25 protein-coding genes are annotated in these 23,937 nt (G+C 58.7%); 12 read left to right on the forward strand and 13 right to left on the reverse strand.

Annotated features, from left to right (window positions below; all coding sequences use genetic code 11):
* Nucleotides 1–49 precede the first annotated feature (49 nt).
* Nucleotides 50–661: a transglutaminase-like cysteine peptidase gene (locus tag KSP9073_RS07980; RefSeq protein WP_108842446.1), complete on the forward strand. Its 612-nt coding sequence runs from the start codon at nt 50–52 to the stop codon at nt 659–661.
* 13 nt (nt 662–674) lie between these two features.
* Here the strand turns inward: KSP9073_RS07980 and KSP9073_RS07985 are convergent, their stop codons facing one another.
* Nucleotides 675–1,274, reverse strand: a complete 600-nt coding sequence (locus KSP9073_RS07985; protein WP_108842447.1) for an HNH endonuclease — start codon at nt 1,272–1,274, stop codon at nt 675–677.
* Between the two features lie 211 nt (nt 1,275–1,485).
* On the opposite strand from KSP9073_RS07985, the gene KSP9073_RS07990 reads away from it, so the two are divergent.
* From KSP9073_RS07990 to KSP9073_RS08000, 3 genes are read left to right on the forward strand one after another with little or no spacing between them, the layout of a single operon-like run.
* Nucleotides 1,486–2,013, forward strand: a complete 528-nt coding sequence (locus KSP9073_RS07990) for a helix-turn-helix domain-containing protein (RefSeq protein ID WP_108842448.1) — start codon at nt 1,486–1,488, stop codon at nt 2,011–2,013.
* Nucleotides 2,010–2,711, forward strand: a complete 702-nt coding sequence (locus tag KSP9073_RS07995) for an AzlC family ABC transporter permease (RefSeq protein ID WP_108842449.1) — start codon at nt 2,010–2,012, stop codon at nt 2,709–2,711. Before KSP9073_RS07990 ends, KSP9073_RS07995 begins: the two co-directional genes overlap by 4 nt.
* A complete protein-coding gene (locus KSP9073_RS08000) occupies nt 2,708–3,046 on the forward strand; it encodes an AzlD domain-containing protein (RefSeq protein ID WP_108842450.1) in 339 nt (112 codons plus the stop codon). Before KSP9073_RS07995 ends, KSP9073_RS08000 begins: the two co-directional genes overlap by 4 nt.
* Nucleotides 3,047–3,072: 26 nt before the next feature.
* On the opposite strand, the gene KSP9073_RS08005 is transcribed toward KSP9073_RS08000, so the two are convergent.
* The gene (locus KSP9073_RS08005; RefSeq protein WP_108842451.1) at nt 3,073–4,461 is read right to left on the reverse strand and encodes an L-serine ammonia-lyase; all 1,389 of its coding nucleotides are present in this window, start codon (nt 4,459–4,461) and stop codon (nt 3,073–3,075) included.
* 181 nt (nt 4,462–4,642) lie between these two features.
* Here KSP9073_RS08005 and KSP9073_RS08010 point away from each other — a divergent pair, with 181 nt between their 5' ends.
* Nucleotides 4,643–5,563: a LysR substrate-binding domain-containing protein gene (locus KSP9073_RS08010; protein ID WP_108842452.1), complete on the forward strand. Its 921-nt coding sequence runs from the start codon at nt 4,643–4,645 to the stop codon at nt 5,561–5,563.
* Nucleotides 5,564–5,651: 88 nt separating this feature from the next.
* Here the strand turns inward: KSP9073_RS08010 and rpoD are convergent, their stop codons facing one another.
* The 3 genes from rpoD to rpsU all read right to left on the reverse strand — a co-directional run bounded on the left by rpoD (nt 5,652) and on the right by rpsU (nt 10,040).
* Nucleotides 5,652–7,514, reverse strand: a complete 1,863-nt coding sequence (gene rpoD / locus KSP9073_RS08015; protein WP_108842453.1) for an RNA polymerase sigma factor RpoD — start codon at nt 7,512–7,514, stop codon at nt 5,652–5,654.
* Nucleotides 7,515–7,729: 215 nt separating this feature from the next.
* Nucleotides 7,730–9,577 (reverse strand): DNA primase, encoded by a 1,848-nt coding sequence (dnaG, locus tag KSP9073_RS08020; protein WP_108842454.1) that lies wholly within the window; start codon nt 9,575–9,577, stop codon nt 7,730–7,732.
* A gap of 247 nt (nt 9,578–9,824) precedes the next feature.
* Nucleotides 9,825–10,040 carry a 30S ribosomal protein S21 gene (gene rpsU, locus KSP9073_RS08025; RefSeq protein ID WP_086622362.1) on the reverse strand — a complete coding sequence of 72 codons (216 nt, stop codon included), beginning with the start codon at nt 10,038–10,040 and terminating at the stop codon, nt 9,825–9,827.
* Nucleotides 10,041–10,340: 300 nt separating this feature from the next.
* Here rpsU and tsaD point away from each other — a divergent pair, with 300 nt between their 5' ends.
* Genes tsaD through folK form a run of 3 tightly spaced genes read left to right on the forward strand, consistent with a single transcriptional unit; the run spans nt 10,341 to nt 12,329 of the window.
* Nucleotides 10,341–11,390, forward strand: a complete 1,050-nt coding sequence (gene tsaD, locus KSP9073_RS08030) for a tRNA (adenosine(37)-N6)-threonylcarbamoyltransferase complex transferase subunit TsaD (RefSeq protein ID WP_108842455.1) — start codon at nt 10,341–10,343, stop codon at nt 11,388–11,390.
* Between the two features lie 20 nt (nt 11,391–11,410).
* The gene (folB, locus tag KSP9073_RS08035) at nt 11,411–11,770 is read left to right on the forward strand and encodes a dihydroneopterin aldolase (protein ID WP_108842456.1); all 360 of its coding nucleotides are present in this window, start codon (nt 11,411–11,413) and stop codon (nt 11,768–11,770) included.
* Nucleotide 11,771: 1 nt separating this feature from the next.
* Complete coding sequence (gene folK / locus KSP9073_RS08040; protein ID WP_108842457.1) at nt 11,772–12,329, forward strand: 2-amino-4-hydroxy-6-hydroxymethyldihydropteridine diphosphokinase; 558 nt, start codon at nt 11,772–11,774, stop codon at nt 12,327–12,329.
* On the opposite strand, the gene KSP9073_RS08045 is transcribed toward folK, so the two are convergent.
* The 7 genes from KSP9073_RS08045 to KSP9073_RS08075 all read right to left on the reverse strand — a co-directional run bounded on the left by KSP9073_RS08045 (nt 12,301) and on the right by KSP9073_RS08075 (nt 19,490).
* Nucleotides 12,301–13,413, reverse strand: a complete 1,113-nt coding sequence (locus KSP9073_RS08045; protein ID WP_341476554.1) for a tRNA nucleotidyltransferase/poly(A) polymerase-related protein — start codon at nt 13,411–13,413, stop codon at nt 12,301–12,303. The two genes, folK and KSP9073_RS08045, sit on opposite strands and share 29 nt — an antisense overlap.
* Complete coding sequence (glpE, locus tag KSP9073_RS08050) at nt 13,410–13,751, reverse strand: thiosulfate sulfurtransferase GlpE (protein ID WP_108842458.1); 342 nt, start codon at nt 13,749–13,751, stop codon at nt 13,410–13,412. Before glpE ends, KSP9073_RS08045 begins: the two co-directional genes overlap by 4 nt.
* Before the next feature lie 40 nt (nt 13,752–13,791).
* Nucleotides 13,792–14,610 (reverse strand): symmetrical bis(5'-nucleosyl)-tetraphosphatase, encoded by an 819-nt coding sequence (locus tag KSP9073_RS08055; protein ID WP_108842459.1) that lies wholly within the window; start codon nt 14,608–14,610, stop codon nt 13,792–13,794.
* A gap of 66 nt (nt 14,611–14,676) precedes the next feature.
* On the reverse strand, nt 14,677–15,060 hold the full coding sequence (gene apaG, locus KSP9073_RS08060) for a Co2+/Mg2+ efflux facilitator ApaG/CorD (RefSeq protein ID WP_108842460.1): 384 nt from the start codon (nt 15,058–15,060) through the stop codon (nt 14,677–14,679).
* A complete protein-coding gene (gene rsmA, locus KSP9073_RS08065) occupies nt 15,057–15,860 on the reverse strand; it encodes a 16S rRNA (adenine(1518)-N(6)/adenine(1519)-N(6))-dimethyltransferase RsmA (RefSeq protein ID WP_108842461.1) in 804 nt (267 codons plus the stop codon). Before rsmA ends, apaG begins: the two co-directional genes overlap by 4 nt.
* A 103-nt stretch (nt 15,861–15,963) precedes the next feature.
* Nucleotides 15,964–16,953, reverse strand: coding sequence for a peptidylprolyl isomerase (locus tag KSP9073_RS08070; RefSeq protein WP_108842462.1), 990 nt, complete (start codon nt 16,951–16,953; stop codon nt 15,964–15,966).
* Between the two features lie 101 nt (nt 16,954–17,054).
* Nucleotides 17,055–19,490 (reverse strand): LPS-assembly protein LptD, encoded by a 2,436-nt coding sequence (locus KSP9073_RS08075; RefSeq protein WP_108842463.1) that lies wholly within the window; start codon nt 19,488–19,490, stop codon nt 17,055–17,057.
* 167 nt (nt 19,491–19,657) lie between these two features.
* Here KSP9073_RS08075 and KSP9073_RS08080 point away from each other — a divergent pair, with 167 nt between their 5' ends.
* From KSP9073_RS08080 to KSP9073_RS08095, 4 genes are all read left to right on the forward strand, one after another.
* Nucleotides 19,658–20,674 carry an aminoglycoside phosphotransferase family protein gene (locus tag KSP9073_RS08080; protein ID WP_108842464.1) on the forward strand — a complete coding sequence of 339 codons (1,017 nt, stop codon included), beginning with the start codon at nt 19,658–19,660 and terminating at the stop codon, nt 20,672–20,674.
* A 1-nt stretch (nt 20,675) separates the two neighbouring features.
* Nucleotides 20,676–21,353, forward strand: a complete 678-nt coding sequence (gene murU / locus KSP9073_RS08085; protein ID WP_108842465.1) for an N-acetylmuramate alpha-1-phosphate uridylyltransferase MurU — start codon at nt 20,676–20,678, stop codon at nt 21,351–21,353.
* Between the two features lie 65 nt (nt 21,354–21,418).
* The gene (locus KSP9073_RS08090) at nt 21,419–21,838 is read left to right on the forward strand and encodes an OsmC family protein (protein ID WP_108842466.1); all 420 of its coding nucleotides are present in this window, start codon (nt 21,419–21,421) and stop codon (nt 21,836–21,838) included.
* A 157-nt stretch (nt 21,839–21,995) separates the two neighbouring features.
* Complete coding sequence (locus KSP9073_RS08095) at nt 21,996–23,120, forward strand: AI-2E family transporter (RefSeq protein WP_108842467.1); 1,125 nt, start codon at nt 21,996–21,998, stop codon at nt 23,118–23,120.
* A 35-nt stretch (nt 23,121–23,155) separates the two neighbouring features.
* Here the strand turns inward: KSP9073_RS08095 and KSP9073_RS08100 are convergent, their stop codons facing one another.
* Nucleotides 23,156–23,821: a 3-demethoxyubiquinol 3-hydroxylase gene (locus KSP9073_RS08100; RefSeq protein ID WP_108842468.1), complete on the reverse strand. Its 666-nt coding sequence runs from the start codon at nt 23,819–23,821 to the stop codon at nt 23,156–23,158.
* Nucleotides 23,822–23,937: the final 116 nt, after the last annotated feature.

Below are 23,937 nucleotides of genomic sequence, written 5' to 3' on the forward strand. Positions count from 1 at the left end.
ATAACGTCGCCATTTCCGGCCACGCCCATGACCCTGTCGATATCTGCCCATGAAAACCCATCGCTTTTTTGCCGCCACTCTGCTGACCTGCGGCCTTGCCCTGTCCTTCGCCACACAGGCGCACGCCTTTACCTGGTGGGACGACAGCAGCGAGATGGCCATCACTCAATCGAAAGCCGAACTGGTACAGCAAGTACGCCAATATCAGGGGCTCAAGCAGCTTCAGTACGTCAATCGAGTGATCAACAATGCAGCGCGTCAGCAGGAGGAAGACACTGATATCTGGAAAGGATTCGACCGTTTGACTCGTGAGGGCTACGGCGATTGTGAAGACTTTGCCATCGCCAAATACCAGATCCTGCGAGACGCCGGCATGACCGCAGACAGGCTCGACTTTCTTGCTGCCAGAGATACGCTGACCCCTACCTATCACGCCGTTTTACGCTATCAACTGGATGATGGCAGTTATCTGATTCTGGATAACCTGACCACGCTGATATTGCCGCAGGCGCAGCGTACTGACCTTACGCCCATCGTGGCCTTTGATGACACGCAAAGCGCGCTCTGGCAAAAGGGCCACTTTGTGCCGGTAGCCCCCTCTAACGTCAGGCTGGGCGGCAAGACATTGAGCGAGCGCATGGCCAACCTGATGCGTTACTGAGTATCAATGGCCTTCAGGCCACCAGCGCCTTTGTCAGATAGGCTCGAAGTGGCGCATTTTTGAACTGGCACTTTAAATACCACAGCTGTCTGGCGGTCATGCTTTTTGGCCGGGTCATATAGAGCACTTCCGCCATGGTAGGCACGAACGGCTTTAACAGCAGGGCCATACCCGCTTCTTCGGGAGTGCGATTACCCTTGAGGCTGTTACAGCGCTGGCAACAGGCGACGGCATTGAGCATCGAGAGCCGGCCACCGCGCGAGCGTGGCAGGATATGATCGATCGTCAGCGCCTGACGCGTCACCGTGACTCCACAGTAGGCGCAGCACAGTCCTTCACGGTACTTGCACAGCACCCGATTGAAGCCGGTATGCTCAAATGCCAGCATGGCATTGACGGGCGGCGACACCCCGATCACTTCGGGAATATCAATAAAGGACTGCTGGCCTGTCAACGAGCTGGTGCCACCATGGAGTCGATAGGCGGCCTCGCCATCGGCCCACACCACTCCCCCTTCAAAAGCCCGCGACATCAACACCGCAGCCTCTTCAAGCGTCAACCAGTCGATCGGAATGCCGGAGGCATGAAGACGTAACACCATGGGTTGGCGCATAACACGAAACTCCCCACGAGTCGAGACGATACCCACGATCCTACACCACTATGTCATTACCGTGACAATCCCTTCATAAGTCTCTATCAACCCGACGGTGACTTCCTGCTGGCAAATACCTTGGCATGTCTCATTGACAGCACATCGTTGCATATATAAAACGTTCTATATATGAAACGATTTCTTTGCGCACAATGGAACGATAGCTCTCATGGATGATGATGCCCTGCAACGACTGGGACGACGCATTACAGCGTTGCGCCAGCACAAACCGTGGTCCCTGTCCTTTCTGGCCGACAAGGCCGGCATTGCCAAATCGAGCCTGTCACGCCTTGAGCAGGGCAAGGGCAATCCGACACTCGACACCCTGTGGCGCCTGGCCCTGCAGCTGGATATCCCTTTCAGCGCCCTGATCGCTACTGCCCAGAGCAGTATCAGCGATGAGGATGTCTTGGTGTCCCTGCTTGATCGCCATCAAGGCGTTCTACCCGTCGACATCTACCTGATGACGCTGGCCCCTGAAGCCGTGCGTTACGCCGTCGCTCATGCGGCAGGAACACGCGAAACCCTTCAGGTCATCGCTGGCCGACTGCAGGCCGGCCCTGACCAGGCACTCGCCATGCTGGAAGCCGAAGGGATACATCAGTTTGAAGCGGATCAGACCCATACCTACCGAGCGGGCCCTCAGGGCGCCACGGTGCTCGTCACCATCTTTTATCCGCAGGGAGATGGAGCATGAATGTGAAAGCGTGGCGAATGGGGGCCTGCGAAGCCCTGCCGCTGCTCAGTGGCTATCTGCCGGTGGCGCTTTCCTTTGGCCTGATCGCAGGCCAGGCCGGCTTCAGCCCACTGGAGGCAACGGCGCTATCGCTTTTCATTTACGCCGGCGCCTCGCAGTTTCTGTTCGTGGGCATGATTGCCGGGGGCGCACCGCTATGGCTGACAGTGGTCATGACGCTTTTGATCAATGCACGTCACCTGGTCTATTCCATCACGCTGGCACCCTGGATATCACAGAACCGTCGATGGCCATGGCTGATGCATGGCCTGACAGACCAGGTGTTTGCGCTGGCAAATTATCGGCTGCCACTGCTGAGTGAGCATGATCGCATAAGCTGGTTTTCCAGTACGGCCATTGTGGCCTGGGCAGGCTGGGGGGGCGGGACGCTCATGGGTAGCCTTGCCGGTGAGCAGTTGATTCAACGGTGGCCGCTATTGGCAAACGCCATGACCTTCGCACTGCCGGCACTTTTTTGGGTACTGCTGGCGCCACGCTTTACCTCAATACGCTGGTTTATCGCGCTGCTGGCCAGCGTTCTTTCTGCCTTGATGCTGAGCCTTCATGACATGACCAATATCGCCATCCCGCTGGCGGCAGCGCTCGGTGCACTGTGTTTTTATCTATTGCCGGCAAGTACTGCGAGGACACGCTCATGAACGGTGCCATCTGGTGGGCCGCTGCGGCGACGGCCGTAGGGACATTTCTGATTCGAATGCTGCCACTATATGTTATGCAGCGATGTATGAGCCGCGTATCCGATATCGAAAGGGAGAGGCAGCTTCCAGAGTGGCCGGGGGTGCTGGCACCGCTGATGATCGCAGCGCTTCTGGGGCTATCGCTGCCCCCTCATCCGAGCAGTGCTCTGGGCTGGAGCAGTATGGTCGTCGGGAGTCTTGCCACACTGTGCCTTTGGTACAAAACGCGAACGCTCGGACTGCCAGTGGCGGCCGGGGTGGCCGCCTATACTCTGATGCTTTTTATCGGGTCATGAGGGGATACGCATGACCCGATCAGGGCTCAACACTCGATGGCATTGACAGCCAGACCGTAGTTAACGGCCAGTCCGCCCAGCGAGGTTTCCTTGTATTTGCTCTGCATGTCCCGACCCGTATCGCGCATGGTGCGAATGGCGTGATCCAGCGAAATAAAGTGAGTGCCATCGCCGTTGAGGGCAAACTGCGCGGCATTGATGGCCTTGACCGACGCGATGGCATTACGCTCGATGCACGGCACCTGAACCAGGCCACCGACCGGATCACAGGTCAGCCCCAGGTTATGCTCAAGTCCGATCTCGGCGGCATTTTCCACCTGCTCGGGCGTGCCCCCCATGACCTGGCAAAGACCGGCCGCGGCCATGGCACAGGCCGAACCCACTTCCCCCTGGCACCCGACTTCAGCGCCGGAGATCGAGGCGTTTTTCTTGCACAGGATGCCAATGGCACCGGCTGTCAGCAGGAAGTCGACAACACCGCGCTCACAGGCCGTTTCCTCGAACTTCATCCAGTAGCCCAGCACGGCCGGAATAATACCGGCGGCGCCGTTGGTCGGTGCGGTCACCATGCGTCCGCCAGCGGCATTTTCTTCATTGACCGCCAGAGCAAACAGGTTGACCCAGTCCATCGCTGAAAAGGTAGTGGCGATCAGATTCTTCTCGGCACGTTCAAGACGCACCAGCAGCGAGGCAGCGCGACGCTTCACGTTCAGCCCGCCCGGCAGGACGCCGGTTTGCTCAAGGCCCTTGGCGATACAGGCCTGCATCGCCTGCCAAATACCAAAGAGCTCCTGACGCACTTCTTCTTCACTGCGCCAGACCAGTTCGTTAGCCATCATGACCTGAGCGATGCTCATGTTCTCGCGCTTGCAGATCTCGAGCAGCGCATCGGCACTGTCAAAATCGTACGGCAAGGTGACGCCGGCTTCGGCATCAGCGTTCTCTTCGTCGGCACCATTGATCACAAAACCGCCGCCGACCGAATACCAGGTCTGGGTAATGTTGCTGCCATCCCTGAGCGTGGCCACCAGCGTCATGGCGTTGGGGTGGCGCGGCAGTGGCTCGTTGGACCAGTAGAAATCACGCTCCCACAGAAAGGGGACGCTGACCCGTCCGCCCAGGCGCAGCACTTGTGACTCCAGCAGCTCATCGATGGCAGGCGCGATAATGTCAGGGTCGATCGATGCCGGCAGCTCGCCCATCAATCCCATGATAACAGCGCGGTCGGTGCCATGCCCGACACCGGTAGCCGACAGCGATCCATGAAGATGAATCTCGACACCGGTCACCCGCGAGGTCGCCTGCCGTTCATCCAGCGCATCCAGAAATAATTTGGCCGCACGCATGGGGCCGACCGTGTGCGAACTGGATGGACCAATGCCGATATTGAACAATTCGAAGACGCTGATAGGCATGCTGTCACCCCATAATCGGTGTAAGGAGCGCTAAACCGTCATTGGATTTATGCGCGATGGGGCCAGCATGTATTGCCTTGAGGCGCCTTTCAAAGCATAAATAGGCGACCAGGGTTTAGTTTTACTAAACCATCACACTTATTGCCCTGACATTGGGGCCACTGCTGATGACGAGTCTTTCATGCCTTCAGCCACGACCTCCATGCATGCAGGTCTTCATGTCTTCGCCTGCGCAGCACGTCACCTTTCCTTTACCCGTGCAGCGGGTGAACTTAATGTGACCACCGGTGCTGTCAGCCAACAGATTCGACTGCTGGAGGAAAGGCTCGGCTTTCGACTTTTCCATCGTCACCCGAGAAGGCTGTCGCTGACAGCCGAGGGCGAGCGCCTGGCCGAGGCCGTATTGAGTGCCCACGGTCGTATCGACCAGGAGCTCAAGCAACTGTCCCGCGGCCTGATGAGCGGAGAGCTCATACTGCGCTGTGTGCCGTCCTTTTTGACCCGCTGGCTGATGCCGCGCCTGCCACGGCTGCAGGCACAGCTGCCGGCGCTGGATATTTACCTGCACGCTGAAGACAGCGACCGCGCCCTCACCGAGGAAAATTTCGATCTGGCCATCGATCTTGGCAATGATCACTATCCGGGAATGGCCTCCACGCTCTTGATGGAAGAGATCATTTTTCCGGTATGCGCACCGTCTCTTTTCAGCCACCGTCCGGCGCTGAATCACCCTGACAGGATTGCCCATTACCCCCTGCTGCATGATGTCACCGCCTGGCGCGGCAGCAGCCCACACGGCGAATGGCATCACTATCTTGAGGCCATCGGCGCCGACCCGGTGGGCATCCAGCGTGGCTACAGCTTTAATCGCCATGACCTCACCATGGAGGCGGCACGTGCCGGGATGGGGATCGCCATCGCCCGACAGACGCTGTTACGTGATGAATTAAGCAGCGGCCAACTGATCGCACCGCTACCGCAGCGGGTCAATACAGGACGTCATTATGCGATCGTCCATGCCTTTGGGGCACTGGATGACCCTCGCATTCGCGCCGTTCATGACTGGATCTGCGCCGAGGCCAGACGCACCCCCGGGTCGTGACGACCCGACATCATGGCCATAAAAAACGCCCGCATCCGGAAAGGATACGGGCGTTGAACATCAAGGTGATCACTTGTTCATCAACGATTTATTCGTCAATAAAGGAGCGCAGTGACTCGGAACGTGACGGATGACGCAGCTTGCGCAGTGCCTTGGCTTCAATCTGTCGGATACGCTCGCGGGTAACATCAAACTGCTTGCCCACTTCTTCCAGCGTATGGTCGGTATTCATGTCGATACCAAAGCGCATGCGCAGCACCTTCGCCTCGCGCGCCGTCAGACCGCCCAGAACGTTACGAGTGGCCTCGATCAAACCTTCACCGGTGGCCGAATCGATCGGGGAAACCATGGTGGAATCCTCGATGAAATCACCAAGGTGGGAGTCGTCGTCATCACCGATGGGAGTTTCCATCGAGATCGGCTCCTTGGCAATCTTGAGCACCTTGCGCACCTTGTCTTCCGGCATCTCAAGGCGCTCACCCAGCTCTTCCGGCGTAGGCTCGCGGCCCATTTCCTGAAGCATCTGACGCGAGACGCGGTTGAGCTTGTTGATCGTTTCGATCATGTGTACCGGAATACGGATGGTACGGGCCTGGTCGGCAATCGAGCGCGTGATCGCCTGACGAATCCACCAGGTGGCATAGGTCGAGAACTTGTAGCCGCGGCGATATTCGAACTTGTCGACGGCCTTCATCAAACCAATGTTGCCTTCCTGAATCAGATCCAGGAACTGCAGACCACGGTTGGTGTACTTCTTGGCGATCGAGATCACCAGACGAAGGTTGGCTTCCACCATTTCCTTCTTGGCACGGCGCGCCTTGGCTTCACCAATCGACAGCCGACGGTTGATGTCCTTGAGCTCGGATACCGGCAACAGCGCCAGCTCCTCTTCAAAGCCAATCTTGCGCTGTGCCCGCTCAATGTCAGAGCGCAGCGGCTCGATATTGCTGGCGTGCTTGCTGTTGCGCGCCATAAAATCATCAAGCCAGCTCGAGTCGGACTCGCGACCCGGGAAGGAAGTGATGAACGCCTTGCGAGGCACCTTGCCGCGCTTGACGCACAGCTGCATGATGGTCTTTTCCTGCTCGCGGATCTGACCAACACTCAGGCGCAGCTGACCGACGAGCCGTTCGAAGTGGCGCGGCACCAGCTTGATCGGCGAGAAAAGCTCTGCCAGACGCGCCTGCTCGCTGCGCGCCTGTGAAGAAGACAGGCCATGCGCTTCGATCGCTGCCTTGGTCTGCTCGTTCTGCTCGCGGATCTGCTCGAAACGAACGCGCGCCAGCTCCGGGTCCGGACCGCCTTCGGAAGCAGTATCGTCTTCCTCGTCGCTATCCTCCTCGTCGCTGTCATCATCGCTGTCGCTGTCGTTTGAATCCTCGGCGACAACCTCGGGTACAGGCTCTTCAACTTCTGCTACACCCGGAACCCCTTCATCAGGATCGATGAAACCGGAGAAAAGATCCGACAGACGACCCGGCGCCTCCTCGTCCTGAGTGGCATCATAAGCCTGCAGGATGGAGTCGACAGAGCCCGGCAAACTGGACAGTGCAGACATGACCTCACGGGTACCTTCCTCGATACGCTTGGCGATTTCAATTTCACCTTCGCGCGTCAGAAGTTCAACGGTACCCATTTCACGCATGTACATGCGAACCGGATCAGTCGTGCGCCCAACGTCACTTTCAACGGCCGCCAACGCTGCGACAGCTTCTTCGGCGGCAGATTCGTCAGGTGACTGATCCGACATCATCAGCGTGTCTTCATCGGGCGCTTCTTCAACGACCTTGATGCCCATGTCGTTGATCATGCCGATGATGTCTTCTACCTGATCGGGATCTGCAATATCCTCAGGCAGATGGTCGTTGACCTCGGCATAGGTAAGAAACCCCTGTTCCTTGCCTTGCGCGATCAACTCCTTCAGACGTGACTGCGGTGTATTTCCAGCCATAGAAACCTATCTCGAAGAAGAGTGAAGCGCCTGGATCATGCCAAAAGGCATACCAGGCAATCCAGTATAGACCAGCAGGGAGCCGACAGCAGAAGGCTGACGCTTCTCACCAATCCTGTGTATTGATTCGGGCGCCAAAAGCCATGCGACGCCTATTGCTATATCCCTACTAAATATGGGGGATAAACGCTTGTTTCAACCCCATGGCAGGGCTTTCAGCGCTTGATCTCGCAGACCAGCTGCCATAGCCGACCCGCTTCCTCGCGCGTAAGCTTTTCACCGTTTCGCTCCCGCGCCTGAAGCGCGTCAAGCTCACGCTCCGGACTCAAACGCTGGCGCTGCTGTTCAAAATGCGCTACGAGCACTTCCATTTCCCGCTGACGCAGTGCCGCCGGAATCAACGGCTCGCGTTGCAAAAGCGTCAGCAGTCGGTTGCCATGGCTGCTGCCATGAAAATGCGCCAGCAGCACTTGGGAGGAGCGATAACCACCGGCGCGCAACAGTCTGACAACGTCCAGCAGAAGCTGACCGTCCTCATCGTCGGGACACCATGCCTCCCCTTCCGGCAACGACTCGACCAGAACCGGAGAATGTACAATCAGGTGCAGGATCCGACCGCTCGAGCTCAGCGTCGCAGTACCCTTTTGCCGAGGAGGCGACCCCTTTCTGGTTGGTGATTCCTGAGGCCCGGACGCCTGAGTACGTGCCTGATGCTGCGGTGCCTGTGAAGCGCCAGACGCGGATCTGGCACTGCCTTCGGAAAGCTCTTCCAGCGTGCTGCGCTCAAGCCCCGTACGCTCGCTGAGCTCACGCATCAAAAGGGACCTCAAAAGACCCTGAGGCAACTTCCCGATGCCTTCGAGCACCGCACTGGCAAAACGTTCACGATCCTCGATACGACGCAGGTCACGCCCTTCACCAGCATGATCAAAAAGATATTCCGTCAGCGAGCCGGCTCTCACGATGCGCTGCTCAAACGCCTCACCACCCTCCTGGCGGATCAGCGAATCGGGGTCTTCTCCGTCTGGCAAAAACAAAAACCGGGCCTGACGCCCGTCAATCATCAACGGCAGCACGGTATTCAGCGCACGATGAGCGGCCTGCCGCCCGGCAGCATCACCGTCAAAACAGAACACCACTTCGTCGACCAGGCGAAACAGGCGCCGAAGGTGTTCATCGGTAGTGGCAGTACCAAGCGTTGCTACAGCATAGTCGACCCCGTGCTGCGCAAGGGCCACCACATCAATATAACCTTCAACAATAAGCATGCGCTCGGGGCGCTTTGACTGAACCCGAGTCTCGTAGAGACCGTAAAGCTCCCGCCCCTTGTGAAATACCGGAGACTCGGGCGAGTTGAGGTACTTGGGCTTTTCATCCCCCAATACCCGACCGCCGAAGCCAATGGTACGCCCCTTCCAGTCGCGAATAGGAAAAATGACCCGATCACGAAAGCGGTCCCAGCTACGCCCGGCCTCTTCCTTTCTGACCAGCAGGCCATATTCGACCTGAACATTTTCATCTACGCCCTTCTCGCTCAAATGACGCTTGAGCGTATCCCAGCCGGCAGGCGCATACCCGATGGCATAGCGGCTGACGATGTCGTCACTCAGACCGCGGCGCGACAGATATTCATGTGCATGATGCGCCGCAGGTGACGCCAGCTGCTGCTGATAGAATTGCGTCCCCAGCTCCAGCAGATTGACGGCTTCTTCCTGGCGTTTCGCCTGCACCCGTGCCTGCTGGCGCTGTTCGTCGCTTTCTCCTTCCCGGGGCACTTCCATGCCCGCGCGGCCTGCCAGTGCCTCGATCGCCTCCGGAAAGTTCAGGCGATCAAACTCCATGACAAAGCGCAGCGCATTACCGCTCGCACCGCATCCGAAGCAATGATAGAACTGCTTGTCAGCACTGACGGTAAAGGAAGGAGACTTTTCCTGATGAAATGGACAAAGCGCCGAATGATTGCGCCCTGTCTTTTTAAGCTGTACACGAGAACCAATGAGGTCAACGATATCCGTTCGTGCCAGTAAATCGTCGATAAATCGTTGAGGGATTCTGCCGGCCATAATGTCCTGCACTACCTCAAGAGTCAGTGGTCACGCCTGATCCAGCGCCGTCATTCCGATTAATCGAAATGCAGCCTGCCTCGGGTGTGTCGTGTGGCGTTATTCATGATGGCATCAGCACTTGCCACCCCATCGGCAGCGTCTGACGCATCATTACCTGTAAAATGAACATCTACAAAAACGAACGGCCGCCAATGGCGGCCGTTCGGCATCCCGCTGAAGCGTTGGGCATACGCTCAGGTACGGATCAATACAACCGCTCGAAGCGCTTGCGTTCGCGCTGCAGCTTCTTGGCATGGCGCTTGACAGCTGCTGCTGCCTTGCGCTTGCGCTCGGCCGTGGGCTTTTCGTAGTTCTCACGACGACGGACTTCGGAAAGCACGCCAGCCTTTTCACAGGAGCGCTTGAAGCGACGCAGAGCAACGTCGAACGGTTCGTTGTCACGTACTTTGACGGAAGGCATTAAGCAATCACCACCTTAAGGAGATCAATGAGGTTTGAATGTGCTCAATGCCGTCGATGCGGCACTTAAACCGGTCATGACATGTTTATCACGATTCAGCGAAGGCGCCGCGATCAGCGGCCAGAAGCACAGCCCGGTATTACAGGGACACGCATTATAAACGTCGCGCCTTCGGTTTGCAAAGCGCCTGACGCGAGAAGTACAAACGGGTAAACTTGCCCACCTGCCGGCTGCAACCAGAATGAGCTGCAGAACGGCACCCGCCATTGAAAGACGCCCTTACCGAAATCAGGACACACCATGCGCGTACTGGGGATCGAAACCTCCTGCGATGAAACGGGGATCGCCCTGTTTGACAGTGAACACGGACTGTTGGCCGACGCCCTGTTCAGCCAGATCGACATGCATGTCGAACACGGCGGCGTTGTACCGGAACTGGCCTCGCGTGATCACGTACGTCGCCTGCTCCCCCTTATTGACCAGGTACTGGCCGAGGCAGGCCTTGAAGCCCGTGATGTTGATGCCATTGCCTATACGGCGGGCCCCGGCCTGGTCGGTGCCCTGATGGTGGGCGCTGCTACCGCTCACGGTCTGGCCTGGGCCTGGCAGGTACCCGTACTGGGCGTGCATCACATGGAAGGTCATCTGCTGGCGCCCATGCTGGAAGAAGAACGGCCCGAGTTTCCCTTTGTCGCCGCACTGGTGTCCGGCGGACATACACAGCTGGTGGCCGTGCATGCACTGGGAGACTATGAGCTGCTGGGTGAATCCGTGGACGATGCCGCTGGAGAAGCCTTTGACAAGGCAGCCCGCATGCTCTCGCTGCCCTACCCCGGCGGCCCGCATATCGCCCGATTGGCCGAGCAGGGAGACCCCACCCGCTTTCGATTTCCAAGGCCCATGACCGACCGCCCCGGCCTGAACTTCAGCTTCTCGGGGCTCAAGACCCATACGCTGACCACCATCAAGGCACTCGAAGCCGAAGGGGCGCTGGATGATCAGACCCGCGCCGACGTGGCACGTGCCTTTGAGGAAGCCGTTGCCGACACCATGGTCATCAAGTGTCGACGCGCGCTGGAGCAGACCGGCCTCAAGCGGCTGGTCGTGGCCGGCGGCGTCAGCGCCAATCAACGCCTGCGCCAGCGCCTGGATGCGGCACTGGAAAAACTGGGCGCACGCGCCTTTTATCCGAGAGGACGGTTTTGTACCGACAACGGCGCCATGATTGCCTACGTCGGCGCCCAGCGACTGATGGCGGGTGAGCACGATGACCAGGCCATGATCGCCACGCCGCGCTGGCCACTTTCCGAGCTCAGCCCGCCGGCATCGCGCCGTGATGCCACCCAATAACCCATGACAGGAGTAACGCCATGGACATGGTCCTGATCGAAGAACTGGCGCTGGAAGCCGTGATTGGCGTATATGAGTGGGAAAAGCGCATCCATCAGCGTCTTTTACTGACTCTGGAACTGGGGTGTGACATCGCACAGGCCGCGCGCGATGATGATCTGGGAGCAACCCTTGATTACGCCGCCATCAGCCAGCGCCTCCAGCAGTACTGCAGCGAGCACCAGTTCGAGCTGGTCGAAACCTTTGCCGAACGCATTGCAGCCCTGCTTCGGGAGGAGTTTGGCATTGCTTGGCTGCGTCTGACGCTGAAAAAGCCCGGCGCCGTGGCAGATGCCGCCTTTGTCGGCGTGCGTATCGAGCGCGGCGAGTACGGTCGCTGACATGGCGTTCGTACTGTTCAGCCTGGGCAGCAACGCCCACCGTCATCGACGCATCGATGCCGCGCTTTCGGCCCTGCATGGCGCTTTTGGTGAGCTGCTGATCTCGCGGGTATTTGAAAGCCATCCGGTGGGCTTTGACAGTCCGTGTAACTTCTACAACCTGGTGGTGGGGGCGTCATGCCCCTGGTCGGTGGCAAGGCTCAATCAATGGTGCAAGCAGGTCGAGCGCGATAACGGCCGTGATCACAGCGCCCCGAAGTTCAGCTCACGCGCGCTGGATATCGATATTTTATGCGTGGACAACCTTACCGGCTGCGTTGATGGAGTGACTCTGCCCCGCGAAGAGATCACCTATAATGCCTTTGTCCTGCGCCCGCTGGCGGAAAGCTTTGGCGAGTATCGACACCCGCTTACAGACACCGCCTATCGAGCGTTATGGCAGGCGTTCGATGCCGACTCCCAGGGGCTCTGGCCGGTCAACTTCGAGTGGCAGGGAAAACAGATTTCAGCGTCGGAACCCATTGAGGCCGTCACGCTTGCGCCAGCGCGCGTTCGATAGCGTCGCGGCGCGCCACATCGATCATGCGACCCAGCTCGGCACCCCGATGCCCCTGGGCCATGAGTGACTGCGGTGAGACCTGTCTTGCCTGGTCGATGGCCTGCTCGAGTGCGGCGACCGGCAACCCGAGGTCGCCGATAGCCAGCATATCGAGTACTTCATCCAGCCGGGATGGCCGTCGCCAGGCATCCATGGCCTGGCCCCAGGCCAGCACCTGGTCGGCATCCGGCGAACTTGACAGCAGTTTCCTGCTGCGCACGACCATCAGCGCCCGGTCACGCCACTCTCCCGGCACGCGGTAACGGTCACACAGTGCGGTCAGCGCATCATGAGACAGGTCCGCCGTTAACAGCGCCCAACGCGCCATGGGCACCTCGGCCGTTCTCATGCGCGACAGCCCTGCGGCCAGCACGTCATCAAGCGCCGGCATGAGCACCTTGAGTGCCCCGCACTGCTGCAGCAGTTCGAAAAAAGCCGTCGGATCCGACTCCCCCAGGGTTCGCCCAATTTCCTGCCAGACCCGCTCGGCCACCAGATGACCCACTTCGCCCTCAGCCACCATGGCCTTCATCAGGGTCATGGTGTCGTCGGCCACCGTAAAACCGCGCGGGCGAAAACGGGCTAGAAAGCGAGCGGTGCGCAGGATGCGCAGAGGATCCTCGCCAAAGGCCTGTGAGACGTGACGCAAAATGCCGGCACGACAATCCTCAAGACCATGGTAGGGGTCCACACGCCGACCTGAACTGTCCTGCGCCATGGCATTAATGGTCAAATCACGCCGTATCAGATCTTCTTCAAGCGTCACCTCGGGGGCGGCGTGCACCTCAAAACCGGTATAACCATGACCGGATTTTCGCTCGGTCCGCGCCAGCGCATACTCCTCCTGGGTATGAGGATGCAAAAAAACCGGAAAATCCCGCCCAACCGGACGAAATCCACGCTTTTGCATCTCTTCACTGGTCGTGCCCACGATGACCCAGTCGCGGTCATCATGGGCAATGCCCAGCAGATCATCGCGTACGGCACCGCCAACGCAGTAAACCTCAAGCCCCTGAAGCGCCTCGTCAAGCTCAAAACGAATCACTGCGGCCCTGCCCCCTCGTCACGCACCACCTGCTCGGGGTGGTGATGCTGCCAATGGGTAAAGCCACCTTCCAGACTGTACACCTTTGCAAAGCCCTGTCCGGCCAGCCACAGCGCTGCCTGCTGGCTGGAATGGCCGTGATAGCAGACCACCACCACCGTGCTGTCCTGCGGCGTGCGCTCGACAAAATCGCCGACGCTCGTATTGTCCAGATGGTAACTGCCCGGAATATGTCCCTGACTGAAGCTCATGGGGTCACGAATATCCACCACCTCATGCGCCGTGCCGTTATCCTGCCACTGGCTCAGGGTGTCGTGGTCGAGATGACTAAAGGACATGAAGTCTCCTTTGAAGCTGTTTGTGACGTCGCACCCGCGTTTATGGGCGCGATCTGGCTTCCACCGTAACGACCTGATCGGTTTCAAGGTTCATCGCCATCAAAACACCGCCCCAGACACAGCCTCCATCAAGAGAGCGAACGTTGGCCCGCGCGCCCGGCGCCCGACCCTCAAGGGCGGCCCAGTGACCAAAAATCAACCGACGGGTATCGCCTCGCTCAAAACAGAACCAGGGGCTGAAGCCTTCGGGCGCGCTGTCCAGCCCTTCCTTGGCGCTAAAGTCGAGCGTGCCATGCTCATCAATAAATCGCATGCGGGTAAACACATTGATAATGGCACGCAGGCGATCATTGCCTCGCAGCGCAGGCTCAAAACGCGCCGGTTCATTACCGTACATGTGAGGCAGAAACTCGAGAAACTGGCGAGATGAGAGCATCTCCTCCCCTTCGCGCGCATACTGCCGGGCACGCTCCAACGACCATTGCGGCGGCAGGCCGGCATGGGTCATGACACATTGATGTGTCAGGGATTCGACCATCAAGGGCTGACAGCGAAGCCACTCCAGCAGCGTCTCGCGATCAGGCGCTTCAAGGATGTCCATCAGTGTATCCGAGGGCTTGAGGCGACCGTGACCAAAGGCCACTGCCAGAAGATGAAGATCATGATTACCCAGTACGACGCTTGCATGCTCGCGCAGCTCATAAACGCGGCGAAGCGTTTCAAGCGACTGCGGACCACGGTTGACCAGATCGCCGGTAATCCACAGATGGTCGCGCCCGGGCACAAAATCGATCGTTTCAAGCAACTCGTCAAACTCATGGCAACAGCCATGCAAATCACCAATGACCCAGGTTGTCATCGTCTACTCCAGAACCATTGAATGAATAAGATACCGCCGCCCCTTTCAGGCACTTTTTTTGAGACATCAATGCAGATGCAACGGACAGGCCAGGCGGAAGGGAGCGATCGGCACATCAAACGTTTCCCCCAGTGCCGGCGCCATGAAGGTATAGCTGCCTTCCATCACACCGACCTGACTGTCGAGAATGGCGCGACTGGAGTAATTAAAGGGCAGGCCGGGCGCAATCATGGGCTGTTTGCCCACAACCCCTTCACCGCGGACTTCACGCACTTCACCGCTACCCAGCGAAATCCGCCAGTAGCGTGCCAGAAGCTGTATGGAATATTCCCACTGGTTGCGAATGGCGACCCGATAGCCAAACACAAAGCGCTGCTGCGAAGGATCCGATTCGTGCGGCAGATAAAAGCTTTCAACCTCGACCACAATATCCCGGGCAGGCTCACTCATGACGCATTCTCGAACAGATGATTGGCAATCGTCACGAACTCGCCAACACTCAATGTCTCCGGGCGGCGCGCAGGGGCGATCTCGAGCGACTCCAGCGTTTCGGCACTCAAGACATCACGCAGATTGTTGCGAAGCGTCTTGCGCCGCTGGGAAAAGGCACGACGTACCAGATTGGACAGCAGCTCCTCATCGTGTGCCACGTGAGGCCGTACCTGCCAGGGAATGAGCCTTACAATGCTCGAATCTACCTTGGGCTGAGGAAAAAAGGCTTCCGGCGGCACATCAAAAAGAGATTCTACCTGACAGTAATAGCGGGTCATGACTGACAGCCTGCCCCACTGCCCCGTACCGGGCTCTGCTGCAAGCCGGGCCACCACTTCCTTTTGCAACATGAAGTGCATGTCGCGCACCGCATCACCGGCACCCAACAGATGAAAGATCAGCGGTGTAGAAATATTGTAGGGCAGATTGCCAACCACTCGCAGCGGCGCGCCCTCTCCACAAAACGTCCTGAAATCAAAGGCCAGCGCATCACCTTCGGTGATATTGAAATCAGGATAATTAAAAAAACGCGTGCGCAATCCCGGAATCAGGTCCCGGTCAAGCTCTATGGCCTCCAGCGACCCATGCGCGGCCAACAACTCCTCGGTCAGGGCACCCTGTCCGGGCCCGATTTCGACCAGCCGGTCACCCTTTTGTGGATGTATCGAGCGCACAATACGTTCGATGACACCGTGATCCTGGAGGAAGTTTTGCCCAAAGCGCTTGCGAGCGCGCATGGGGGCCGGTTGTCGTGACATGAATGATCCTTGCGTAAAAGATAGCGACCTGCATTAACGAAAGGCCGCGAGGGTCGCTCGCGGCCTGTCATCAGCGCGGATATCCGAAAGGAGGCAGGGCCTGTTACGGCGCAGTGCCGTCGTCCTGTTTCAATCGATTATCAACGTAGGCCGAGGCGCGAATCTCCTGCGTCCAGGCTTCCAGCTCCTCGTTGACCTTGCGTTGAAACAGCGTACGTCGAATCTGCTCGCGCTGCTGGTCGGCATTACCACCGCCGCGCTTGTCCAGAAGGGTAATCAGGTGATAACCGCTCGGGCTGCGGATGGGCTCACTGACCTCTCCCTTTTCCAGACGGGGCACGACATCATCAAAGATACTGGGCATTTCGGCCCCGGAGCGCCAGCCCAGATCACCGCCGTCCAATGCCTGAGGGCCATCGGACTGGGCCGCTGCAACTTCCTGAAACTTCGCCTGACCCGAGGTAATGGCCTGACGTAGCTGCTCGGCCTTTTTACGGGCCGCTTCAGCCTGCTGAGGCGTAGGCGCCTGCGGCACGGCAATCAGAATGTGCGCCAGATGATACTGCACATTGGCGTTGCTACCGGCCTGTTTTAGATACTGATCCACTTCGCGGTCGGAAATATTGACCTGGCTTGCCACACTGCGCTGCTGTACCTGAGTGATCAAAAGCTCGCGGCGAACCTGCTCCCTGACCTGGGCATAGCTCATGCCCTCCTGCTCGACCCGATCAACAAACTGTTCAAGCGTCATGTTGTTGCGCTGGGCAACGCCTCGCATCGCCTGATTGAGGTCGCTGTCGCTGACGCTCAAATTGGCACGTTCGGCCATCTGCAGCTCGATCTGCTCGGTGATCATGCGCGAGAGCACCTGATCACGCAGCTCACCTTGATCCGGCATGCCGATATTGCGCGACTGCATCTGCTGACGCACCTGACTGACGCGCTGATCCAGATCGCTGGACATGATGGCCTCATCGTTGACCACGGCGACGACACGATCCAGAGGCTGCACGGCGGCAGTCGCCAGCGGCGAAACGGAAAGACTCAGCGCAAGGCCCAGAGCGGCTAGCGTGTTTGCGTTGCGTGCTTTCATGAAATCTCTCTTCTCATTCATAAAACCGACGTTACGTCAGTAGTGCAGCAAGGTCGTGCCTTCGCTACGGGTTATGGCCCAGTCACAAGCGATCGTGTGGCCTAATTGCTCACGCCGGTGTAGGCGCCGAAGTCATCGTCTCGAACCCCGGGGATGGCCTCGGAGAAATAGCCGTCGCTGCTGCCCTGCCCGACACCGCCAAGTCCCTTGAAGATAAAGGACAAGAAAAGACCCTGCTTGCGATCGTCATCTTCGACACGAGCAGTATCGTTATCATCGATGTATTCACGCCAGGCAAGCTGAACGCCGTAGCAGCAGTCATTGAAGCGCACCCCGGCCAGCGTCTCGAGCGTACGATTATTGGTCTGATCATACAGATAGCGCCCAAGCAGTGAAATTGCCGGGGTCACACGATATGCCGCCGAGAGATCGTACTCTTCACGGTTATAGGTCAGGCGGTCATCCTGATCTCCGAAAGGATCGAAGTCCTGAACGGTCCAGCGATAGCCCATGTTCAAAATCAGATTGTCCGGATCTTGATAGGTCAGATAGGACGACGTCTTCTCGGTCCGATCGCGATGATCGTCGTAGAAAAAGGACTGACGCGCCGACCAGCGATCGCTGATCTGCCAGTCGGCTTCAGCAACGATCGGCGAGCGGTCGCGGGTATTGCGGTAAAAGAGATCGCTCTGCTCATTGATGACGCGATCTTCAAAACGGGCATCGATAACACGGCGGTCTTCAAAATAATGACTCTGCCCTACCGACAACCCCAGTCGTTCACGCCCGGTATCATCTTCAAGGAAGCGGGTACTGACCCCATAGGAAACCTTGTTGGTATCCCCGATGCGATCGACACCACTGAAACGATAGGGTGACCACAGCTGCGAATAGGACAGCGGCTGCTCACGGCTATCGAACTGTGGCAGCTCTGACTGATCGCGATACGGGGCATAAGCATAGTACAGGCGTGGCTCCAGGGTCTGGCGCCAGTCACGTCCGAAAATGCTGGTATCACGCTCAAAGATCAGGCCCGAGTCCACCGAAAGGACCGGCAGCACTCGATCAGGCGAGCGATCAAAACCCGTTGTGTCATCGCGGCCGTGCCAGTCCAGGTCATACTGAGTGGCCATCAGCTGAGCACGCGGCTCGAAAAATCCCCAGGAGGGAGAGCGCCGGAAACCAACGGCAGGTGCGACATGGACACGAGCGCCGGTGGCGGATTCCTGCGGGATGATGGAGGGGTCACTGTAGTCGACGTCACGCCAGAAATAGGTGGCGCTGGAGTTGAACTCTTCGTAAAGCCCACTGGCCTGATCCCAGCGGGCGCTGGCCAACAATGCCGGCAACTCATAGAACGGCTTGTCATCGTCGCGCAGCGGATTATCGAGCTTCTGATAGCCCCGGGCTCGAGCCTGAAGATTCCAGGTGGTTCCCTGATAATTCAGCCGCGCCAGACGCTCGAGATTATCGGTGTCCTGCTCTTCGAAGGTCTGACCGAAATCGTCAAAGTAGTCGCCATCACTGGCCGCACCATAGCGCAGGTTATAGGTGGTTCGCGGCGAGAAACGACCGTCATGGGCGTAACGTATGAACCAGCGGTCTTCGCCTTCGTAGTCCTTGTCCTCTCCGCCATCATCGTGACCGAGATAGTTGCCTTCCAGCGTGCCGGCATCCTCATCAAAGAGGTAGCGCAACTGCCCACCGATCGCCTCGCCACGTCGCGAAATATAGCGTGGTGTGATCGTGGCATCGTAGTTGGGTGCCAAATTCAAATAAAACGGCTGGGCGTAATCAAACCCTGACTCACTGCCCAGACTGACAGAGGGCCACATAAAACCGGTCAGGCGGCGATCATCAATTGGAAAACGGACCCAGGGCCAGTAAAAGACCGGGACGTCCTCGATTTCCATACGCGCATGCTTCGCCGTACCGTATCCGTTTTTCTGATCCAGCGTGATGTCGCTGCTGACCAGTTTCCAGAGGCTGGACTGTGGCTCACAGGTCGTAAAGGAGGCGTCCTGAAGACGGTAGCGTCCATCCTCGAGGCGCGACAGCTGACCCGCATCACCACGCAGGCGCTGCTGGTGGGCCACATAATGGGCCTGATCAATTTCGGCGGCATCACTGTTCAGTGCGACCTGCCCCTTGTCGCCGCGTACCAGAAAGCCGGGCTGGCGGTAGGACACCGGCCCCTGCAGCGCCACATTCGTGCGCGCCTCATTGAGCGTGGCACGCTGGGCTTCCAGCTGCTCATCCCCACGACGCAGAACCACCTCGCCATCAAGCAGGGTTTCACCATTGCTGCCATATCCGGCGTCATCGGATTCGGTGCGCACCTGTGACGGGTTACTACCGGCATCAATACGATAATCCGGCATGATATAGCGACCCCGACACAGCGCATTGGCGGGGCGGTCATCCCCCCAGGCCTGCCAGTCAAGTTCGCTTGCAGGCAGTGGCTGGGGCGCCGCCTGAGCCATGGTCGAGAGAAGACCGGTCAGCGAGGCGGCGGTCCAGAAGATACGCTGGCCCATGATCCTTGTTCTTCCTTGCAATGAAGCGATGTGATTGCTTTTAAAAATCGGTATGGTACGCGGCATCAGAACCGCAGCAGCCTGAAAACAGCGACAAAAGTGTCCTGTTGCGGCCCTTGAGCGCTCAGCATGCGGTGCCGCAACCGTACCGTCAACCAGGAGTTCCAATGACAGCGCGACTTGACGCCCTGCGCCACTGGGCGGCATCTCATCACGACCTTGAGATTACCCCTCCCAAGCTTGAGGTCGTGGCAGATGATGCCAGCTTTCGACGCTATTTTCGCCTGCATCTCGACACCGGGCAGTCACGCATATTGATGGACGCCCCACCGGAACGCGAAAACAGCCACACGTTCGTGGACATCGCGCGCCTGTGGCGCCGGCATGGCATTCCTGTCCCCGAGCTCTATCATGTCGATCTGGATCAAGGGTTTATCGAGCTGCAGGACCTGGGCGATGACACGCTGCGTCAACATCTGACACAGGAAGATCAGCGTGAAGCGCTCATGTCACAGGCCATTTCGACGTCGGTGGCCATTGCAGGCCTGCCGGCCGATGACCTGCCCGAGTACGATGCCCGCTGGCTCGGCGAGGAGCTTGATCTTTTCCCCCAATGGTGTCTGAGCCAGTGGCTGGATATCGCCGCCCCCGACAGCTGGCCGCAGGTTCGCGACCAGCTGGTCACGGCCCTTGCCGCCCAGCCGCAGGTCTGCGTGCATCGCGATTTCCACGCACAGAATCTCATGTGCCATGAAAAACGCATCTGGGTGATCGACTTTCAGGGCGCCGTCCGCGGGCCGCTGACCTTTGACCTGGTGTCGCTGCTGCGCGATCGCAACAACGCCTGGCCCGAAAATGATCAGGCGCGCTGGATCGAGATGTGGCGCCAGAAGGCACAGGATGCTGGCGTGACGGCGCCCATCACACCGGAAGCATTTAGACGCATGGTTGATCTGACCACCGCCCAGCGCAGCCTCAAGGTGCTGGGTGGGTTCTGCCGGCTGGCCCTGCGCGATGGCAAGCCGCGCTACCTTACCCTGCTGCCACTGTTTGCCGAACACGTCCGCCAGGGGCTCATGGGGCAGCCGGGGTTTGAAACGTTCATGCAATGGTTTGATACCTGCTTCGTGCCGAAGCTGGATGCACACCTGATTCAGCACCGCACTGCCCGTCACGGGAGCTGACATGAAAGCAATGATTCTTGCCGCCGGTCGCGGCTCGCGCATGCGCGAGCTGACCGAACACTGCCCCAAGCCATTACTCAAGGTGGGGGGCCATGCCCTGATCGAATATCATCTCGAGCGGCTGCGCAGGGCAGGTATAACCGACATCGTCATCAATGTCAGCTATCTGGGCGATCAGATCATGACAACGCTGGGCGATGGTGCGCGCTACGGCGTTCAGCTGCGCTATAGCGTCGAGCCCACCGCGCTTGAAACGGGCGGCGGCATTCGCCATGCCCTGCCCTTGCTGGGGAACGACCCATTCTGGCTGGTCAATGCCGACGTCTGGTGTGATATTACGCCCGACAGTCTGGGCCCACTTGAGGGCGACCTGGCACGACTGGTCATGGTCGATCCGCCCGAGCATCATCGTCAGGGAGATTTTTATCTGGACGATGCCGGGCGCCTGCATGAGAAAGGCACGCCAAGGCTGGTCTATGCCGGCGTGGCACTCATGCACCCGTCACTGGTAGCAGACCTTGACAACGACACTCCCTGCCCGCTGAAGCCCTGCCTGGTCAATGCCATGCAGCAGCAGAGACTCGGCGGTTATCACCATAAAGGGCAATGGTCGGATATCGGCACCCCCGAACGCCTGGCCGCTCTTGAGCAGCAACTCTCACACCAGGACAGGGATTGATGCCTGTCCCTGTTTCAATCATCCCATGAGAGGGTTCACCTCTTTATTTGTACGGAGCAAGACTCATGGAAGCCAGCATCAAATGGACCGACGGACGGCAGTTCGTGGCCGAATCCGGCAGCGGTCATGCCGTTATCCTGGATGGCAATCCGGACAATGGCGGTCGTAATACCGGCCCCCGGCCGATGGAAATGGTCCTGATGGGACTCGGCGGGTGCAGCGCCTATGACGTCATCAACATTCTTGTAAAGGCGCGCGCGAAAGTGACTGACTGCGTGGCACAGCTCAAGGCGGAACGCGCTGACACCACGCCAGCCGTGTTTACCAGCATCCATCTCCACTTCGTGGTCACCGGTATGGCGCTCAAGGAAGCTCAGGTCAAGCGGGCCGTGGAGCTTTCGGCCGAGAAATACTGCAGTGCGTCACTGATGCTTGCCAAAGGCGGCGTCGACATCACCCATTCATGGGAGATCGTTGAAGCCTGAAAGCCACAACGGCGTCATGGCGTGTAACGAACCGATATCCTTCGGCGCAGTCCGACTACACTGATGGCCACATGCCCGGCATTACGCCGGGTTTTTTGCGACGGTTACAGGCTCTGCCGATCAGCGCTGCTGACGTCACGGCCAGGCAGGAGAAGGTATGGAAAAACCGATTGAAAAAAGGGCGTTTGAGCTGCTGCTGGTCGTGGTCTCGGTCGCCTTTATCTGGATACTGCTGCCCTTTTTCAGCGCCATTTTCTGGGGCGTCATTCTGGCTTTGGTGTTCATGCCGCTGCAGCGGCGCCTTTTGAGCCTCTATGGCGGACGGCGCAATCTGGCCGCCATGACCAACGTGCTCATCTGCGTATTTATCGTCATCATCCCGGTCACTTTGATTGCAGGCTCACTGGTTCAGGAAGGCACCAGCGTTTATCAGCGCATCCGCTCGGGAGATCTGGATATCGGTGCCTATGTAGAGCAGGCACGCCAGGCACTACCGCCATCGGTCGATGGCTGGCTTGAAAGTACGGGAATGGGAGATCTTTCCCAGCTGCGCGATCGCGTCTCCGAAGGGGCAGCACAGGGCAGTCAGATGCTGGCCTCAAGAGCCCTGAGCATTGGACAGAACACCCTGCAGTTTTTCATCAGCCTGGGCATCATGCTCTACCTGCTGTTTTTCCTGTTCCGCGATGGTGTGCCGCTGGGTCGGCGCATTCGTCAGGCCATTCCGCTGAGTGCGCGCTACAAGTATCAGCTGCTCAACAAGTTCATTACGGTGACGCGTGCCACGGTCAAGGGCAACATCATCGTTGCCGCCACGCAGGGGGCCATCGGTGGTCTGGCCTTCTGGGGGCTTGGCATTGAAGCGCCCCTGCTGTGGGGCGTCATCATGGCCTTTTTGTCCCTGCTGCCGGCCATCGGCGCCGCCCTTGTCTGGGCACCGGTCGCCATCTACTACCTGTTGACCGGCAATACGCTTGACGGGGTCATCCTGACCTTTGTGGGCGTGGTGGTCATCGGTCTTGCCGACAACTTCCTGCGTCCGCTTCTGGTCGGCAAGGATACCAAGCTGCCTGACTACGTGGTTTTGATCTCGACCTTGGGTGGCATGGCGCTCTTTGGCATCAATGGTTTTGTGATTGGTCCGCTGATTGCGGCCCTGTTCATTGCGGCCTGGGATCTTTTCTCTCATGAAAAGGAAGAAGACGAAGCCGGTGCCATTACCGAGCTGTCGCCGATCTCGACAGAGCCCGGCAAGACACAGCCCTTGAAAACGCAGCCCTGAAAACCCCGTCTCCCGAGCCACGCGACGGCCAATAGTCAGTCGATCAGCCCGGCAGAGGAATAGCGGCGCAGGCGGCGCCATTCGCACACCCGGGCGCCCATCGAGGTCACCCAGCGCCAGCCACCCGGCCAGCGCTGCCCACCGGCCTCAAGCGCCACACGAGCATGACGCGTGCTGTCATCGAGCATCTGACGAATGACGGCACGCGATTTTTCATCCTCGCCCGGCAACGCCGACAGCTGACGTTCCAGCGACTGCGCCTGCAGACTTTCTGTCAGATTGACCAGCCCAAGCCCACGCACGTGGCTGCGGCGGCTGAGCAACATTCCGGCACCCAGTGAGGTCGTGTAATAAAAAGGCGTCAGACGCGATGGCCGCCCTCCCAGTTCACGCAGTCGCGTGTCGCACCAGTTCAGATGATCGACCCCTCGAACCGAAAGGTCATCCACCGGCTGATAATGGCTGCTGATGCCCGTGGCAAAACGCTGTCCCTGATAGATGCCCTGACCGATCACCCGACTCCGATGATGATGGCGCATGACATCGGTGGAATGACGGGTCTCCTCTGCCGCCATCGGCTTGTCCCGCGTCATCATGCCTGGCCGGGCACGACTGGCCCGGGTTGCGCCCGGCACCAGGGTACGCAGCATGGTATCGAGCTGATCAACAAGGCGATCACTGCGCGTGAACCGACGAGACATGGCATGACTCCTGAAGAGCGTTCATGATGAAAAAGCAAATTATGCCCTGACTATAGCGGCCATCCTTCAGGCTTGCGATGCTGGATATCAAACGGCGCGACGCACCTCATCGATGC

It is taken from the genome of Kushneria phyllosphaerae, from assembly GCF_900312995.1.
GTDB classification, from domain to species: Bacteria; Pseudomonadota; Gammaproteobacteria; order Pseudomonadales; family Halomonadaceae; genus Kushneria; species Kushneria phyllosphaerae.